This window comes from Pseudomonas sp. LBUM1656, from assembly GCF_059716065.1.
Genome location: NZ_CP166800.1, coordinates 5,383,846 through 5,398,434, shown reverse-complemented (window position 1 = coordinate 5,398,434; position 14,589 = coordinate 5,383,846). Strand labels below are relative to the sequence as shown.

12 protein-coding genes and 2 tRNA genes are annotated in these 14,589 nt (G+C 59.0%); 3 read left to right on the top strand and 11 right to left on the bottom strand.

What is annotated here, in order from left to right:
• Positions 1-23: 23 nt before the first annotated feature.
• Entirely contained in the window at positions 24-368 is a 345-nt protein-coding gene (locus ACA072_RS24395) for a gamma-glutamylcyclotransferase family protein (RefSeq protein WP_497621121.1), read from the top strand.
• An 84-nt stretch (positions 369-452) separates the two neighbouring features.
• Here ACA072_RS24395 and ggt read toward each other — a convergent pair whose 3' ends face one another.
• On the bottom strand, positions 453-2,285 hold the full coding sequence (gene ggt / locus ACA072_RS24390; RefSeq protein ID WP_497621119.1) for a gamma-glutamyltransferase: 1,833 nt from the start codon (positions 2,283-2,285) through the stop codon (positions 453-455).
• Positions 2,286-2,450: 165 nt separating this feature from the next.
• Between ggt and ACA072_RS24385 the strand changes: the two genes are divergently transcribed.
• Positions 2,451-3,560 carry a DUF2817 domain-containing protein gene (locus ACA072_RS24385; RefSeq protein WP_497621118.1) on the top strand — a complete coding sequence of 370 codons (1,110 nt, stop codon included), beginning with the start codon at positions 2,451-2,453 and terminating at the stop codon, positions 3,558-3,560.
• Positions 3,561-3,632: 72 nt separating this feature from the next.
• Here ACA072_RS24385 and ACA072_RS24380 read toward each other — a convergent pair.
• Both ACA072_RS24380 and ACA072_RS24375 read right to left on the bottom strand, forming a co-directional pair.
• A tRNA-Met gene (locus ACA072_RS24380) sits at positions 3,633-3,709 on the bottom strand.
• A 116-nt stretch (positions 3,710-3,825) separates the two neighbouring features.
• Positions 3,826-5,883 (bottom strand): methyl-accepting chemotaxis protein, encoded by a 2,058-nt coding sequence (locus ACA072_RS24375; RefSeq protein WP_497621116.1) that lies wholly within the window; start codon positions 5,881-5,883, stop codon positions 3,826-3,828.
• A 332-nt stretch (positions 5,884-6,215) separates the two neighbouring features.
• Between ACA072_RS24375 and ACA072_RS24370 the strand changes: the two genes are divergently transcribed.
• Positions 6,216-7,433, top strand: coding sequence for an MFS transporter (locus tag ACA072_RS24370; protein WP_497621114.1), 1,218 nt, complete (start codon positions 6,216-6,218; stop codon positions 7,431-7,433).
• A gap of 183 nt (positions 7,434-7,616) precedes the next feature.
• On the opposite strand, the gene ychF is transcribed toward ACA072_RS24370, so the two are convergent.
• The 8 genes from ychF to ACA072_RS24330 all read right to left on the bottom strand — a co-directional run bounded on the left by ychF (position 7,617) and on the right by ACA072_RS24330 (position 14,537).
• Positions 7,617-8,717: a redox-regulated ATPase YchF gene (ychF, locus tag ACA072_RS24365; RefSeq protein ID WP_046053455.1), complete on the bottom strand. Its 1,101-nt coding sequence runs from the start codon at positions 8,715-8,717 to the stop codon at positions 7,617-7,619.
• A 22-nt stretch (positions 8,718-8,739) separates the two neighbouring features.
• A complete protein-coding gene (gene pth / locus ACA072_RS24360; RefSeq protein ID WP_046030136.1) occupies positions 8,740-9,324 on the bottom strand; it encodes an aminoacyl-tRNA hydrolase in 585 nt (194 codons plus the stop codon).
• Positions 9,325-9,494: 170 nt separating this feature from the next.
• The gene (locus ACA072_RS24355; RefSeq protein WP_131059496.1) at positions 9,495-10,097 is read right to left on the bottom strand and encodes a 50S ribosomal protein L25/general stress protein Ctc; all 603 of its coding nucleotides are present in this window, start codon (positions 10,095-10,097) and stop codon (positions 9,495-9,497) included.
• Between the two features lie 141 nt (positions 10,098-10,238).
• Positions 10,239-11,180, bottom strand: coding sequence for a ribose-phosphate pyrophosphokinase (locus ACA072_RS24350; protein ID WP_003208392.1), 942 nt, complete (start codon positions 11,178-11,180; stop codon positions 10,239-10,241).
• Positions 11,181-11,225: 45 nt separating this feature from the next.
• A tRNA-Gln gene (locus ACA072_RS24345) sits at positions 11,226-11,300 on the bottom strand.
• A gap of 36 nt (positions 11,301-11,336) precedes the next feature.
• On the bottom strand, positions 11,337-12,188 hold the full coding sequence (ispE, locus tag ACA072_RS24340) for a 4-(cytidine 5'-diphospho)-2-C-methyl-D-erythritol kinase (protein WP_497625041.1): 852 nt from the start codon (positions 12,186-12,188) through the stop codon (positions 11,337-11,339).
• A gap of 2 nt (positions 12,189-12,190) precedes the next feature.
• The gene (gene lolB / locus ACA072_RS24335) at positions 12,191-12,808 is read right to left on the bottom strand and encodes a lipoprotein insertase outer membrane protein LolB (protein WP_497621111.1); all 618 of its coding nucleotides are present in this window, start codon (positions 12,806-12,808) and stop codon (positions 12,191-12,193) included.
• 4 nt (positions 12,809-12,812) lie between these two features.
• A complete protein-coding gene (locus ACA072_RS24330) occupies positions 12,813-14,537 on the bottom strand; it encodes a tetratricopeptide repeat protein (RefSeq protein ID WP_497621110.1) in 1,725 nt (574 codons plus the stop codon).
• Positions 14,538-14,589 lie beyond the last annotated feature (52 nt).

Sequence of the window (14,589 nt, the reverse complement as noted above, 5' to 3'; positions counted from 1 at the left end):
ACTTTTCAATCAAGGATTTATGGATGAACGATTCAACGGTGTACCTGTTTTCCTACGGCACCTTGCAGGACAAAGCCGTGCAACTGGCCAATTTCGGGCGCGAGCTGACCGGTAGTGCCGATGCGATGCTGGGTTACGAGCAGTCCTGGGTGGAAATCACCGCCCCTGCGGTGTTGGCCACCAGCGGCAAGACCCACCATCCGATACTTCGTCCAGGCAGCGGCAGCAGCGCGCCGATTCCGGGGATGGTGTTCCAGATTACGCGCGAGGAACTGGCGGCCGCCGACAGCTATGAAGTAGCGGATTACAAGCGTGTCAGCGTGGTCCTTCAATCCGGGATTGAAGCGTGGGTGTATGTGAGCGCTTAGTTGCGCAACACGCCGTAGTCCCGAATGGCATCTATGAAAAAGGGCCTACCTCCCGGTAAGCCCTTGCTCATTCACTCGTAGGACTCAATCCCCCAACGCCGCCCCCTCACGCCGTGGATCGGCCCCACCCGCCAACGAAGCCTTCCCCTGCGCATCCTTCACCCGAACAATCGCCTGGGTACCGCTGGTCATGTCGATCTCGTTCACGCTGTGCCCTTTGTCCTTCAACGCCTGAATCAACCCGGCGCTGAACTGGTCCTCTTCCAGTTCCGTCGGGCCGTTGCGGCTGCCGAAGTTAGGCAGGTTGATGGCTGCTTGCGGATCGAGGTTCCAGTCGAGCAGGCCGATGGTAGATTTGGCGACGTATTCGATGATCTGCGAGCCGCCGGGCGAACCGAGGGTGGCGAGGAATTCGCCGTTCTGGCGATCAAAGATCAATGTCGGCGCCATGGACGAGCGGGGGCGTTTACCGGGTTCGACACGGTTGGCGACTTTCTGTCCGTTTTCTTCGGGGATGAACGAGAAGTCGGTCATCTGGTTGTTGAGCAGGAAGCCTTGCACCATCACGTGCGAACCGAACGCGGATTCGACGGTGGTGGTCATCGACACCGCGCCCCCTTCGTCATCGACCGCCACCACTTGCGAGGTGGAGATGCGCATCGGCGAGCGGTCTGGCGCGTAGGCAACCTTGATGCCCGGCGGGTTGCCGGGTTTGGCCGTGCCCATGCTGCGATCGCCAATCAAGGCGGCGCGGCTGGCCAGATACATCGGGTCGACCAAGCCTTTGACAGGGACGGGTACGAAGTCGGCGTCGGCCAGATAGAGGGCACGGTCGGCATAGGCCAGGCGCTCGGCTTCGGAGATCAGGTGCACGGCTTCTGGCGTCGGTTCGGTGCCGGCAGGTTTGTCCGTCTTGAGCGGTTTCATTGAGGCCAAGGCAAAGCGCGGATCGCGAGCCTCCAGCGCCTGGAGTGTGCCGAGGATCTGCGCCACGGCGATCCCGCCCGACGACGGCGGCGGCATGCCGCAGACCTGCCAGCGTTTATAGTCGGTGCACAGCGGCGCGCGCTCCTTGGCCTTGTAGCCTTGGAGGTCGTTCAAAGACAGGCTGCCGGGGTTGGCGTGGCCCTGAACCTTGGCGACGATTTCTTGCGCAACCGGCCCTTTGTACAGCGCATCGGGACCTTCTTTGGCGATGCGTTTGTACACTGCGGCCAGTGCCGGGTTTTTCAGTTGAGTACCGGCTGCTTTCGGGCTGCCATCAGTATTCATGAAATACGCCACCATGTCCGGCGAGCGGCGCATGGAAGAGTCTGAAGCGATCAGTTGATGCAGACGCGGCGAGATGGCAAAGCCTTGCTCCGCGAGTTTGATGGCCGGTTCGAACAGCTGCGCCCACGGCAGGCGACCGTGTTTTTGGTGAGCCAGCTCAAGCGCCCGCAACACACCGGGCGTTCCCACTGAACGACCACCAATCTGCGCCTGGGTGAAGGCCATCGGTTTGCCGTCGGCCTGTAGGAAAAGCTTCTCCGTGGCGCCGGCCGGTGCGGTTTCGCGACCGTCGTACGTGCGCACGTTCTTGCCATCCCACAACACGATCAACGCGCCGCCGCCGATGCCTGAGGATTGGGGTTCCACCAGCGTCAGCACCGCTTGCATGGCAATCGCGGCATCAATTGCCGAGCCGCCCTGACGCAGCATCTCCCGGCCGGCTTCGGCCGCCAGAGGGTTGGCCGCTGCGGCCATGTGCTTCGAGGCGTATTGGGTTTTCAGGTCGGTGCGATAACCCGAGGCGACTTCCGGCGCGATTGGCAATGTCGAAGTCGGCGGAGCGCTGCAGGCAGCGAGGGTCAGCGCGGTGGCGATCAGCGAAAGGGCTGACAGGCGATAGCGGCTCAAATGGAAGGCTGAGAACACGTGGGGGCACTCCGTCCGTTGGAAAAGATCAGGGGACTTTATCGGCCGACCGGGCGAGGTGCAAACCACGGACTACAGCAAGGACGCTTTTGTCCTTCATCAGGCGAAGGATTTTCTGTAGGGTCGAGGGCATAAGACGAGTCAGAAGATCAACAAGAGGCAGGCATGCAGACCGAGTTTCCCACGCAGCCGAGTTATCGCACTCAACGTGAGCAATTCCTCGCGGCAGCGACCGCCGCCGGAGCGACATTGACCGAGTATCCGCACCCACTCAAAGGACCGTTCGGCGAGCCCTTGAGCACCGATGTGGCGGTATTGGGCGATCCGGCTGCCAAGCGACTGCTGATCGCCTTGAGCGGCACCCATGGCGTCGAAGGTTTCTATGGCTCGGGATGCCAGACCAAGTGGATGCAGGAGGTGGGCAAACGTTCACTGCCGGCCGATGTCGCGGTGGTGATGATCCACCTGATTAATCCCTGGGGCACCGCGTGGCTGCGCCGGGTCAACGAAGACAACATCGACCTGAACCGCAATCACCTGAACTTCGAACGTCCGCTGCCGGACAATCAAGCCTACGCAGCACTGCATGACATCTATTCCTTCGCCGAGTTGCGAGGCCCCGAGCGTGATCGCGCCGATGCCTTGCTCGACGGGCAGATTCGCGAACACGGCTGGCCGGCGGTGATGTCGATTGTCGAGGGCGGCCAGCACAGTCATCCCGATGGCCTGTTTTATGGCGGGCTGGCGCCGAACTGGTCGAACCGCACGTTGCACCAAATCTTGCAAAAACATATTTCCCACGCAGAGGTCGCAATGTGTTTCGACCTGCACACGGGCGCTGGCGAATACGGGCATCCGATGTTGCTGACCATCACCGAGGCTGCTTATCCCGCGCTGCCCCATGCGCAGGCCATCTACGGCCCGTGGCTCTACACGTTGCTGACCGGTGCCGACACCTTGAGCGAAACCGGTGTGGCGGCCACCGCTACGGGCTACACCTCGCAAGCGCTGATCAATGCGCTGCCGCAGGTAAAACTGATGCCGTTCGTGATCGAGTGCGGGACGTATCCGGGGCCGGACGTTCATCGTTATTTGCGCGATGATCATTGGCTGCACCTTCACGGCAATCCGAGTGATGGGGTAGGGCGTGAAATCAAACTGAATCTGCTGGAGCAGTTTTATCCCGCCGACAGCGACTGGCAGGCGATGGTCTGGCTGCGGACCTGGCAGATTTGGGAGCGGGCGTTAGCGGCGTTGCCGACGATTCATTCTTGATGTGCTGTTGAGAGGCACTTTTTTCGAGGCATAAAAAAACGGCCTACCTTTCGGTAAGCCGTTTTTAGTACTTGGTGGCTACACAGGGACTTGAACCCCGGACCCCAGCATTATGAATGCTATGCTCTAACCAACTGAGCTATGTAGCCAAGTGGCGCGCATTATTCACCGGTAATGCAGATGCGTCAAGCGTAAATCTAAAATATTTCTCTACGCTTTCAACCGCTTATCCACCTGAACCGAAAATCCGGACCGGAGGAGGGCGTCAACTGAGCTGAAATCTCCCGGTATTGGCACTCAAGGCCTTGCTGCCCTGGCTCAAGGTGTCCGCCGCCAGGTTCACCGCCCGCGCGCCTTCGAGCAATCTCACCGCGGCCTGATCGACCTGCTGAATGTTGCCGCTCACTTCATCAGCGGTGCTGGCCTGTTCCTCAACTGCCGTGGCGATTTGTGCCAGGGTGTCGGTCACGCCTTGCACCGCGAGGGCAATTTCGCCCAGGCGTTCGCCCAGGCCGGTGACCGACTGGGCATCACTTTGCGCCTGGCTACAGGCCGCTTCCATCAGGCTGACCGCTTCATTCACGGTGCTGCGCAGGCTGTCCACAGTGCCGGCGATTTGCGCCGTGGAAGACTGCGTGCGTTGCGAGAGGCTGCGCACTTCATCCGCCACCACCGCAAAACCACGGCCTTGTTCGCCAGCGCGAGCCGCTTCGATCGCCGCGTTGAGCGCCAACAGGTTGGTCTGCTCGGCGACGCCGCGAATAGTGTCGACCACCAATTGAATCTGCTGCCCCTGTTCGCTGACCCGGCCCAGTGCCGCTGCCGTGTCGTTCAAGCGCTGGTTGAGCTGCTGAATGCTCGCCGTGGTGCGCTGGCTGTCGCGGCTGCTGTCGGCCGCAATGCGTTGGGTGTGTTGAGCACTGCCAGAGGCCTGTTCACAACTCTGGGCGACACCTTGCGAGGTGGCCGCCAATTGCGTGGCCGCAGCAGCGATCTGGCTGATCTGCAACTGCTGCGCTTCAACTTCCCCGAGGGCGCCGCTGGAGTGGTGATTGAGGGTGCGTACCGCATTGCTCACCTGCAAGGTTTCGTGATCGACCCCCAGCAAGCTGTTGCGCAGTTGCACCACCGCGACATTCAGCGCGGTGCTGATGGCCGCCAGTTCGTCGCGCCCCTGCACCGGCACTTGCAGGCTGAGGTTGCCGTCGCGCAACGCTTCGGCCAACAAGGTGATGCCGCTGGCGCTGCGACGGATCGAAGCCTGCAAGCAGATGAACAGGTACAACGCGGCCAGCAGCAGGCAGCCAAAGATCGTCGCCACCAGAATGAACTGGCGAATGGCTGAGCCGTGGTAGTAATCCAGACGCTGATCCAGCGAAACCAAGGACTGCTGGCGCAGCGAGGCGAGGTCGGTAAGCAGGCTGTCGAGGCTGCGTTCGAACTCTTCCGGCTTGAGCTTGATGCTGCCGCCGAAAACCCCGTCATCGAGGACTTTCAGTTCGGCATCCAGATGCTTGAGGCTGTCGTGGTATTGCCCGGCCCAGTTTTGCAAGGCGCTCGGCAGGCGTGCTTCCAGGAGGGTGGCGGTTTTCACAAGCTGTTCCCGGGCATCACCGATACGGCTGCGCAAGTCGCGCAATTGCAGTCGGCTTTGCAGAGTGAACTGCCCGGACACCACCGATGCCTGACCGACACTGGCCAGGCGGCCGACCCGTTCAATCAGGTCCGGCGCGTGTTGCGTCGAGATTTGCGTCAGCAAGTAGGTTTCCAGCCACGGCGCGAGCGTCAGGCGATTGTCCATGGCGATCTGCTCGCGCAAGGCTTGCAGCGCACTCAAGGCGTTGGTGAAACGGTCGTAGCCATCCGGCCACCAGCCGACGCTGCTCAGGCTTTTCGAGTCGAGGCCGTTCAGCGCGGTTTGCAAGGCCTGGTAACGGACCAGGGTTTCGCCCTCGGCGCCTTCGGTTTTCAGTGCATTGCCCAGGTCCGTGGTGGCCTGGGCGACGGCAGGTTGAACCGCATCGAACGCGGCCATAGCGGCAAGGGTCGCAGGCGTTGGCTGGCGATTGGTTTCAGTCGCACGCCAGCGCGCCGCGCGGTCACGTTGGGCGGCGAGCAGGTTATCGAGCGCATCCAGGGCGAGCAGTTGACGAACGCCGGCACGTTCGCCGGAGATCAGATTCAGTTTGGCGCGATAGTCCTGACCGATCATCAACAGGCTGCCCGCCAGCGGCAGGATAAACAGCAGAAACAACAGCTGAAATTTGCGTGCGAAGCCAAAACGCCCCAGCAATCCGATCCCCGGTGATAAAAAAGCCTGCATGCCCCATGACTCCTCTGGACACCACGCACCAATGGCGTGCGTCGAGGTCGTTGCGACCGCGACTTGTGCCCCTTTAAAAGGCCTCGAAAGTTCACCCTTGTCAGCTCTGTAGGCCGACTCTGTGGCGAAACTTCCCATTCTCGGTCCCCTTTGTAAGGGGCCGCGTTGAAGCGGATTAACAAGGCAAGATTCAGACCATGGCGTTGCGCTATCACCTTCTCGGCGATGAATGTCGAGGTCGTTAGCAGGCTAAGGGGATGGCGCTGCTGCACTGAAAAATGGCACATTGACGCACCTGCCCGTGTGCACCCATCCGCTGTACGGAAATTCTCATGGCTATTACGAACGCTCAGACCGGCGCGACGTCGGCACCCGCGACTCCACAAAGCAGTCCTCTGGTCATGCGCATCATCGGCGCGGTGGCGCTGGCGCATTTGATCAACGATTTGATCCAGTCGGTGCTGCCGTCGATTTATCCGATGCTCAAGGCCAACTACGGCCTGACGTTTACCCAGGTTGGATTGATCACTTTGACCTTTCAGCTGACCGCTTCGCTGTTGCAGCCATGGGTCGGTTACCACACCGATCGCCATCCCAAACCCTGGCTGCTGCCGGCGGGAACGGTCTGCACGCTGATCGGTATTTTGATGATGTCGGTGGTTGGCAGCTTCCCGATGATTCTGCTGGCGGCGGGGTTGATCGGCATCGGCTCCTCGACCTTTCACCCGGAAGCCTCTCGTGTGGCGCGGCTGGCCTCGGGCGGGCGATTCGGCCTGGCGCAATCGACCTTTCAGGTGGGCGGTAATGCCGGCTCAGCCTTTGGCCCGTTGCTGGCGGCGGCGATCATCATTCCTTTCGGCCAGGGCCATGTGGCGTGGTTTGGCTTGTTCGCCGTGTTTGCGCTGTTCGTGCTCTATCGGATCAGCCGCTGGTACGCCAATCACTTGAACCTGTTCAAGCTCAAGCAAGGTCAGGCCGCCACGCACGGCCTGTCGAAACGCCGGGTTATCAGTGCCCTGGTAGTGCTCGGGCTGCTGGTGTTTTCCAAGTATTTCTACATGGCGAGCTTCACCAGCTACTTCACCTTCTTCCTGATCGAGAAGTTCGACCTGTCGGTTGCGAGTTCGCAACTGCATCTGTTCCTGTTTCTGGGCGCCGTGGCGGCGGGGACGTTCTTTGGTGGGCCGATTGGCGACAAGATTGGCCGTAAGGCGGTGATCTGGTTCTCGATCCTTGGTGTTGCGCCGTTCACCTTGATCCTGCCGCATGTTGATCTGTTCTGGACCAGCATTCTCAGCGTGGTGATTGGCTTCATCCTGGCGTCGGCGTTCTCGGCCATCGTGGTTTACGCCCAGGAACTGGTGCCTGGGAATGTCGGGATGATTGCCGGGGTGTTCTTTGGGTTGATGTTTGGTTTTGGCGGGATTGGCGCGGCGTTGCTGGGTCATCTGGCGGACATTCACGGGATCGAATACGTGTACTTCCTGTGCTCGTTCTTGCCGTTGTTTGGGGTGTTGGCGATCTTCCTGCCAAGAACCAAAAAGCCCTGACCCCACACAATTCCCCTGTGCGAGCTTGCTCGCGAAAGCGGAGTGTCAGTCAACATCATCGCTGAATGTTAAACCGCTTTCGCGAGCAAGCCCGCTCCCACATTGGTTCGGTGGTGTAGCGGATAGATATTTCAGGCACAAAAAAGCCGCGTATCAAACGCGGCTTTTTTGGACGTGTGTGTCTTACACGTTGAAGCGGAAGTGCATCACGTCGCCGTCTTTCACGATGTAATCCTTACCTTCCAGACGCCATTTGCCGGCTTCTTTGGTGCCGGCTTCGCCCTTGTACTGGATGAAGTCGTCATACGCGATGACTTCGGCGCGGATGAAGCCTTTCTCGAAGTCGGTGTGGATCACACCGGCGGCTTGTGGCGCGGTAGCACCGACGCGGACGGTCCAGGCGCGGACTTCTTCGACACCGGCGGTGAAGTAGGTCTGCAGGTGCAGCATTTCGTAGCCGGCGCGGATCACGCGATTCAGGCCAGGTTCTTCCAGGCCCAGGGCTTCGAGGAACATGTCTTTCTCTTCGCCGTCTTCGAGCTCGGCGATTTCGGCTTCGATCTTGTTGCAGACCGGAACCACCATGGCGCCTTCTTCTTCGGCGATCGCCTTGACGATGTCCAGCAGCGGGTTGTTCTCGAAACCGTCTTCAGCGACGTTGGCGATGTACATGACCGGTTTGGTGGTCAGCAGGTGGAAACCACGAATCACCGCTTTATCGTCGGCACCCATGGTCTTCATCAGGGTGCGCGCAGGCTTGCCGAGGGTGAAGTGAGCGATCAATTGCTCCAGCAGGCCTTTCTGGACCACGGCGTCCTTGTCACCACCCTTGGCGTTACGCGCGACTTTCTGCAGTTGCTTCTCGCAGCTGTCGAGGTCGGCGAAAATCAGTTCCAGGTCGATGATTTCGATGTCGCGTTTCGGGTCGACGCTGTTGGAGACGTGAATCACGTTCTCGTCTTCGAAGCAGCGGACCACGTGGGCGATGGCATCGGTCTCGCGGATGTTGGCGAGGAATTTGTTGCCCAGGCCTTCACCTTTCGAGGCTCCGGCTACCAAGCCCGCAATGTCGACGAATTCCATGGTGGTCGGCAGGATGCGCTTTGGATTGACGATGGCCGCCAGGGCTTCCAGGCGCGAATCCGGCATTGGGACGATGCCAGTGTTTGGCTCGATGGTGCAGAAGGGGAAGTTCTCGGCCGCGATCCCGGATTTGGTCAGGGCGTTGAACAGGGTGGACTTGCCGACGTTAGGCAGACCGACGATGCCGCAATTGAATCCCATGGTGTTTCCCCTCGGATTAGAGTCAGGCCTTCTGGCTGTGCAGGTTTTTCATCGCGCGGTTCCATTCACCGGCGAGGATATCCGGCAGCACGCCGAGGGCAAAGTCGATGCTGGCATCGAGTTTTTCCTGTTCGGCGCGTGGCGCACGACCCAGGACGAAATTTGAAACCATACTGGCAACGCCCGGGTGGCCAATGCCAAGCCGCAAGCGGTGAAAGGTGTTCTGATTGCCCAGTTGCGCAATGATGTCGCGCAACCCGTTATGACCGCCGTGGCCGCCGCCCTGTTTGAGTTTGGCAACGCCCGGTGGCAGGTCGAGTTCGTCATGCGCCACGAGGATTTCTTCAGGCTTGATGCGGAAGAATCCGGCGAGTGCCGCGACGGCCTGGCCGCTGCGGTTCATGTACGTGGTGGGAATCAGCAGGCGAACATCCTGACCCTGGTGCGAATAGCGCCCGGTCAGGCCGAAATATTTGCGATCCGCCACTAGGTTTACACCCTGTGCGTTCGCGATGCGCTCAACAAAAAGGGCCCCTGCGTTATGCCGGGTCTGTTCGTATTCAGCGCCTGGATTTCCCAGGCCAACGATCAGTTTGATGGCAGTCACGATAGGGGCCCTTCCTTGGAGTGGTGGATAACATCGCCGCAATCAGTCAGTGCGGCGAAAGTGGACGACAAGTGCTCATTTACCATTATGTAAACTCCGCGTTCTCGCCCGCTTTCTCGCTACGTTCCAGTCCGCGATGTTACTTGATCACTCCGGCATGACAGAGTGAATTACTCTGCTGCGCCTTCTTCAGTAGCTTCTGGAGCAACACGTGGAGCGTGGACGTTGGCAACAGCCTTGTCATCGCCGTGTGCCAGAGCAACAAACTCAACGCCTTTAGGGGCTTTGAGGTCGGACAGGTGAATGATCGAACCGATTTCGGCGTTAGCCAGGTCGACTTCGATGAACTCAGGCAGGTCTTTCGGCAGGCAGGTCACTTCGATTTCCGAAACAACGTGCGAAACTTCGCCGCCTTTCTTGATCGGAGCTTCTTCACCAACAAAGTGTACAGGCACGATAGCGGTCAGTTTCTGGCCAGCTACAACGCGTACGAAGTCGGCGTGCAGCACGTGGCCTTTGGCCGGGTGACGCTGCAGGGCTTTGATGATTACGTTTTGCTTGGTGCCGCCAACGTTCAGCTCGATGATGTGGCTGTAAGCCGCTTCGTTTTCGAGCAGTTTGGCAACTTCTTTAGCCAGCATGCTGATGGATTCAGGGGCTTTTTCGCCACCGTAAACTACAGCTGGTACCAGGCTTGCGAGACGACGCAGGCGGCGGCTCGCACCTTTCCCCAGGTCGGAACGCACTTCAGCATTCAGAGTAAAATCGTTCATGTTGTATCTCCAAAATAACCACATTCGCCCCAGCGGTTGCGACCAGCGCTAAAGGCGATATGGGCAAAAAAGCCCCGCCCCGACAGGAATGCCGGGGCGGGGCGCTTTTCGTCAACGAGACAGTCGAGAAGGGCAGGGCCCTTAACGGAACATCGCGCTGATCGATTCTTCGTTGCTGATGCGGCGGACCGCCTCGGCAACTACCGGCGCGATATCCAGTTGACGGATACGCGAACAGGCTTGAGCAGCAGCGGACAACGGGATGGTGTTAGTCACCACCAGTTCGTCCAGCATTGAATTTTCAATGTTTTCGATCGCCCGACCGGACAGCACAGGGTGTGTGCAGTAGGCGAAAACCTTGGCAGCGCCATGCTCTTTCAAAGCCTTCGCCGCGTGGCACAGAGTGCCGGCGGTATCGACCATGTCATCGACCAGAATACAGGTACGCCCTTCGACATCACCGATGATATGCATCACTTCAGAGTGATTGGCTTTCTCACGGCGTTTGTCGATGATCCCGAGATCCACGCCCAAGGATTTGGCAACAGCACGTGCACGCACGACGCCGCCAATATCCGGGGACACGATCATCAGGTTTTCGAAGCGCTGATCTTCAATGTCATCCACCAGAACCGGGGAGCCGTAGATGTTATCTACCGGAATATCGAAGAAACCCTGGATCTGGTCAGCATGCAGATCAACCGTGAGAACACGGTCGATGCCGACTACGGTAAGCATGTCAGCAACGACTTTCGCGCTGATAGCCACACGTGCGGAACGCGGACGGCGATCCTGACGGGCATAACCAAAGTAAGGAATAACAGCAGTGATACGAGTAGCCGAGGAGCGGCGGAAGGCATCAGCCATCACTACCAGTTCCATCAGGTTATCGTTGGTCGGAGCGCAAGTCGGCTGAATAATGAAGACATCTTTACCGCGGACGTTTTCATTGATCTCGGCAGTAATTTCGCCGTCGGAGAACTTACCGACAGAGATGTCACCGAGAGGGATATGCAGCTGACGTACAACACGCCGAGCCAGATCGGGGTTAGCGTTCCCCGTAAAGACCATCATCTTGGACACGCGCAGTACCTAGAGGCTGAGGGTAACCTGGATGAGTATAGAAAATGGCAGGGGCGGCTGGATTCGAACCAACGCATGGCAGGATCAAAACCTGCTGCCTTACCGCTTGGCGACGCCCCTGTATCTGTTGCAACGATTACCCAGTAATCGGTTCCTTTAGAGCAGACTTTGCAGCTTGCGATGCAACATCGAAACGTTGCTTCCTTTTGCTACAAACCCTGTAAGGGTCTCTGTAAGAAGGGCCGAGACTTTATCAGCTTCAGCTTTGCTTGGGAAGCCCCCAAACACACAACTTCCAGTTCCGGTGAGTTTTGCTTCGGTAAATTTACCTAACAAATTCAATGCGTTACGTACATCTGGATAACGCCTTGCTACCACCGGTAAGCAGTCATTTCGACTGTTTCCCTTGGGAACGGGGCGCACTTTAATGGGAGAAGAGTTACGTGTCAACAACGGATCTGAAAAAATTTCTGCTGTACTTACAGAGACTTGCGGCACCAGCACGACATACCACGGTTCTTCGGGGTCTACAGGGGTGAGTTTCTCCCCCACGCCTTCGGCAAAAGCGGCGTGGCCACGCACGAAAACCGGGACGTCGGCGCCCAGTGTCAGGCCCAGCGCAGCCAGGCGATCCTCATCCCAATCCAGTTGCCAGAGATGATTGAGGCCCAGCAAAGTCGTCGCGGCATTTGAACTGCCGCCACCGATCCCACCGCCGATGGGCAGAATTTTTTCGATCCAGATGTCGATGCCGAGCGAACAACCGGATTGCTCCTGAAGTTTTTTCGCGGCTTTGACGATCAGGTTGCTGTCGTGAGGAACCCCGTCGAATTCGGTGTGCAGTTGAATCACGCCGTCGTCGCGCACGGCGAAGGTGATTTCATCGCCGTAATCGAGAAACTGAAAAATTGTCTGCAACTCGTGGTAACCGTCTTCACGGCGACCGAGGATGTGCAGCATCAAATTGAGTTTGGCCGGGGAGGGCAGCGTCAAGCGCGCAGCAGTCATGTTCACTGCCCCAGTTTGCGTGGTTGCCATTCCTTGATCACCAGCGTGACATCAAGGTCGGTGCCGTGCAGTTTGATCCGCTCGGGCAGCCAATAGCCGTTTTGCTCGGCGTAACTGAGGTATTCCACTTTCCATCCATCCTGCTCGAGATTGGACAGGCGACTGTCGGCACCCAGGGTCAGGCGACTTTTGCTGTCCGGTGCCGGAAGCCCGCGAACCCACCAGGCCAGGTTGGACACTGGTAATTTCCAGCCGAGCTGTTCTTCGACCAGCGCTTCCGGTGTCGTGGCGTCATAGCGCCCCTGGTTGGCCACTTCCAGCGAGACTTTGCCCGGGCGACCGGTCAGGCGAGCTGCGCCGCGACCCAGCGGGCCGGAAAGGCGGATGTCGTAGTAATCCTGTCGCTGCAGCCAGTACAGCGTGCCGCTGCCCGAATCTTTTGGCGCACGGATGCCGATCTTGCCGTTGATCTGCCAGCCATCGAGGCCGGTCAGCTGTTGTTTGTAATCGCGCCATTGCGCCGGGTTGCCCTGGCCCTGGACCGATTCACGGGCGCCGAAGCCCGCGCAACCGGCAAGCAGGGCGATGAAGCTGAAAACAATAAGGTGGCGCAAAAACATAATCTTAAAGAGTCTCTGATCCGGTCAGGCGCTTGATGGTGCTGCGCAGGATGGGGCTGTCGGGTTGTTCCTTGAGGAACTTGCTCCAGATTTGCCTGGCTTCGCGTTGCTTGCCATTGGCCCACAGGACTTCGCCCAGGTGAGCGGCAACTTCCTGATCGGGAAAACGCTCCAGGGCCTGACGCAGGTAGCGCTCGGCCTCATCGAGGTTGCCCAGGCGGAAGTGCACCCAGCCGAGGCTGTCGAGGACCGCCGGGTCTTCCGGGTTGATCTGGTGCGCTTGTTCGATCAGGGTCTTGGCTTCGGCATAACGCGTCGTACGGTCGGACAGGGTGTAGCCGAGGGCGTTCAACGCCATCGCATTGTCCGGGTCTCGCTTGATGATCAGGCGCAGGTCTTTTTCCATCTGCGCCAGGTCATTGCGTTTTTCCGCCTGCATGGCCCGGGTGTAAAGCAGGTTCAGATCGTCCGGGTACTTTTGCAGTGCGGTTTGCAGAACCTGCCAGGCCTTGTCGGGCTGCTTGTTGGCAGACAAGGTCTCGGCTTCGATCAGGTACAACTGGATCGCGTAATCGGGTTGCTCATCGCGTTCGGTAGCCAGACGTCTTTGGGCTTCGGCGGTCTTGCCGTTGTTGATCAGAATGTCGGTCTGGCGCAGTTGCGCAGGCAGGTAATCATTGCCGGGGCCGACTTGGGCGTACTCGATCAGCGCGCCTTGTGGATCGTTGCGCTCTTCAGCGATACGACCGAGGTTCAGGTGCGCCGAATCGACGTGGCTTTCCCGGGCAATCAAGTCTTCCAGGTAACCCTTGGCCTCGTCCCAGGCCTTGGCTTCCAGGCACACCAGCGCCAGGGAGTAACGCAGTTCGTCGTCTTCCGGGTATTGCTGAACCAGGCTGGAGAACTCGACTTTGGCGTCGTCCATGCGGTCCTGTTCAACCAGCATGCGTGCATAAGTCAGGCGCAGGCGTTTGTCGTCCGGGTATTTCTTGATGCTTTTTTGCAGCAGCGGCAAGGCTTCGTCGCCACGGTTGAGCCCTTGCAACAGGCGCGCGCGCAGCAGGATCGGGGCAATTTCGCCGTCGTCCGGTGGATTGTCCTCCAGCAGGGTCAGCGCGCCTTTGGTGTCACCGTCCTGTTGCAGCAGCAAGGCCTTGCCGAAAATCAGTTGGCTGTTGTTCGGGTGGCGCAGCAATAAACGGTCAAAACTTTTCATCAAACCGTTGCGCGTGTCCTGGTCGGTATCGGCCGCGGACAGGGCAAGGAAATCGAAATGCGTGTCGCCCTTGCCGAGCAGGACTTTCTCCATATAGACCATGGAGTCGTCATAGCGCCCGGCGCGCGCCAGTTGCACGGCAGCCGCGCGTTGCGCCTCGAGGTCGTCCGGAGCGTTTTTCGCCCAGATCAAAGCGGTATCCAGCGCAGCCTGATCGGCGCCCAGGTACTCGGCGATTCGGAAGGCCCGCTCGGAGATGCCCGGATCCTGGGTATTGATCGCCTGGGTCACGTAGTTGTCCAGGGCAATGTCGAAACGATTGCGCTGGCCAGCGAGTTCGGCGCTCAACAGGCTGAAGACGGTTTCTTCGCTGAATGAGCTGTAAACCTTGGGCTTTTCAGGGGCCGGAGTGCTGTCTTCGACCGGCGGCGTACCGTCCGACGAAACGGGTGCCAACACCTGGCAGCCGCTGAGGAAGACAAAAGCGAGGAGCAACGCGGAAGATCTATTCATATAGAGAGAGGACGACTAACCTGCGGTCGGATCATCATGACACAAGCCTTCG

What these genes read in the sequence shown, in the direction of transcription:
- ACA072_RS24375 (WP_497621116.1), bottom strand. Translation starts at nt 5,883, where the DNA reads ATGCAGGCTTTTTTATCACCGGGGATCGGATTGCTGGGGCGTTTTGGC.
- ACA072_RS24370 (WP_497621114.1), top strand. Translation starts at nt 6,216, where the DNA reads ATGGCTATTACGAACGCTCAGACCGGCGCGACGTCGGCACCCGCGACT.
- ACA072_RS24385 (WP_497621118.1), top strand. Translation starts at nt 2,451, where the DNA reads ATGCAGACCGAGTTTCCCACGCAGCCGAGTTATCGCACTCAACGTGAG.
- lolB (WP_497621111.1), bottom strand. Translation starts at nt 12,808, where the DNA reads ATGTTTTTGCGCCACCTTATTGTTTTCAGCTTCATCGCCCTGCTTGCC.
- ispE (WP_497625041.1), bottom strand. Translation starts at nt 12,188, where the DNA reads ATGACTGCTGCGCGCTTGACGCTGCCCTCCCCGGCCAAACTCAATTTG.
- ACA072_RS24355 (WP_131059496.1), bottom strand. Translation starts at nt 10,097, where the DNA reads ATGAACGATTTTACTCTGAATGCTGAAGTGCGTTCCGACCTGGGGAAA.
- ACA072_RS24330 (WP_497621110.1), bottom strand. Translation starts at nt 14,537, where the DNA reads ATGAATAGATCTTCCGCGTTGCTCCTCGCTTTTGTCTTCCTCAGCGGC.
- ACA072_RS24395 (WP_497621121.1), top strand. Translation starts at nt 24, where the DNA reads ATGAACGATTCAACGGTGTACCTGTTTTCCTACGGCACCTTGCAGGAC.
- ychF (WP_046053455.1), bottom strand. Translation starts at nt 8,717, where the DNA reads ATGGGATTCAATTGCGGCATCGTCGGTCTGCCTAACGTCGGCAAGTCC.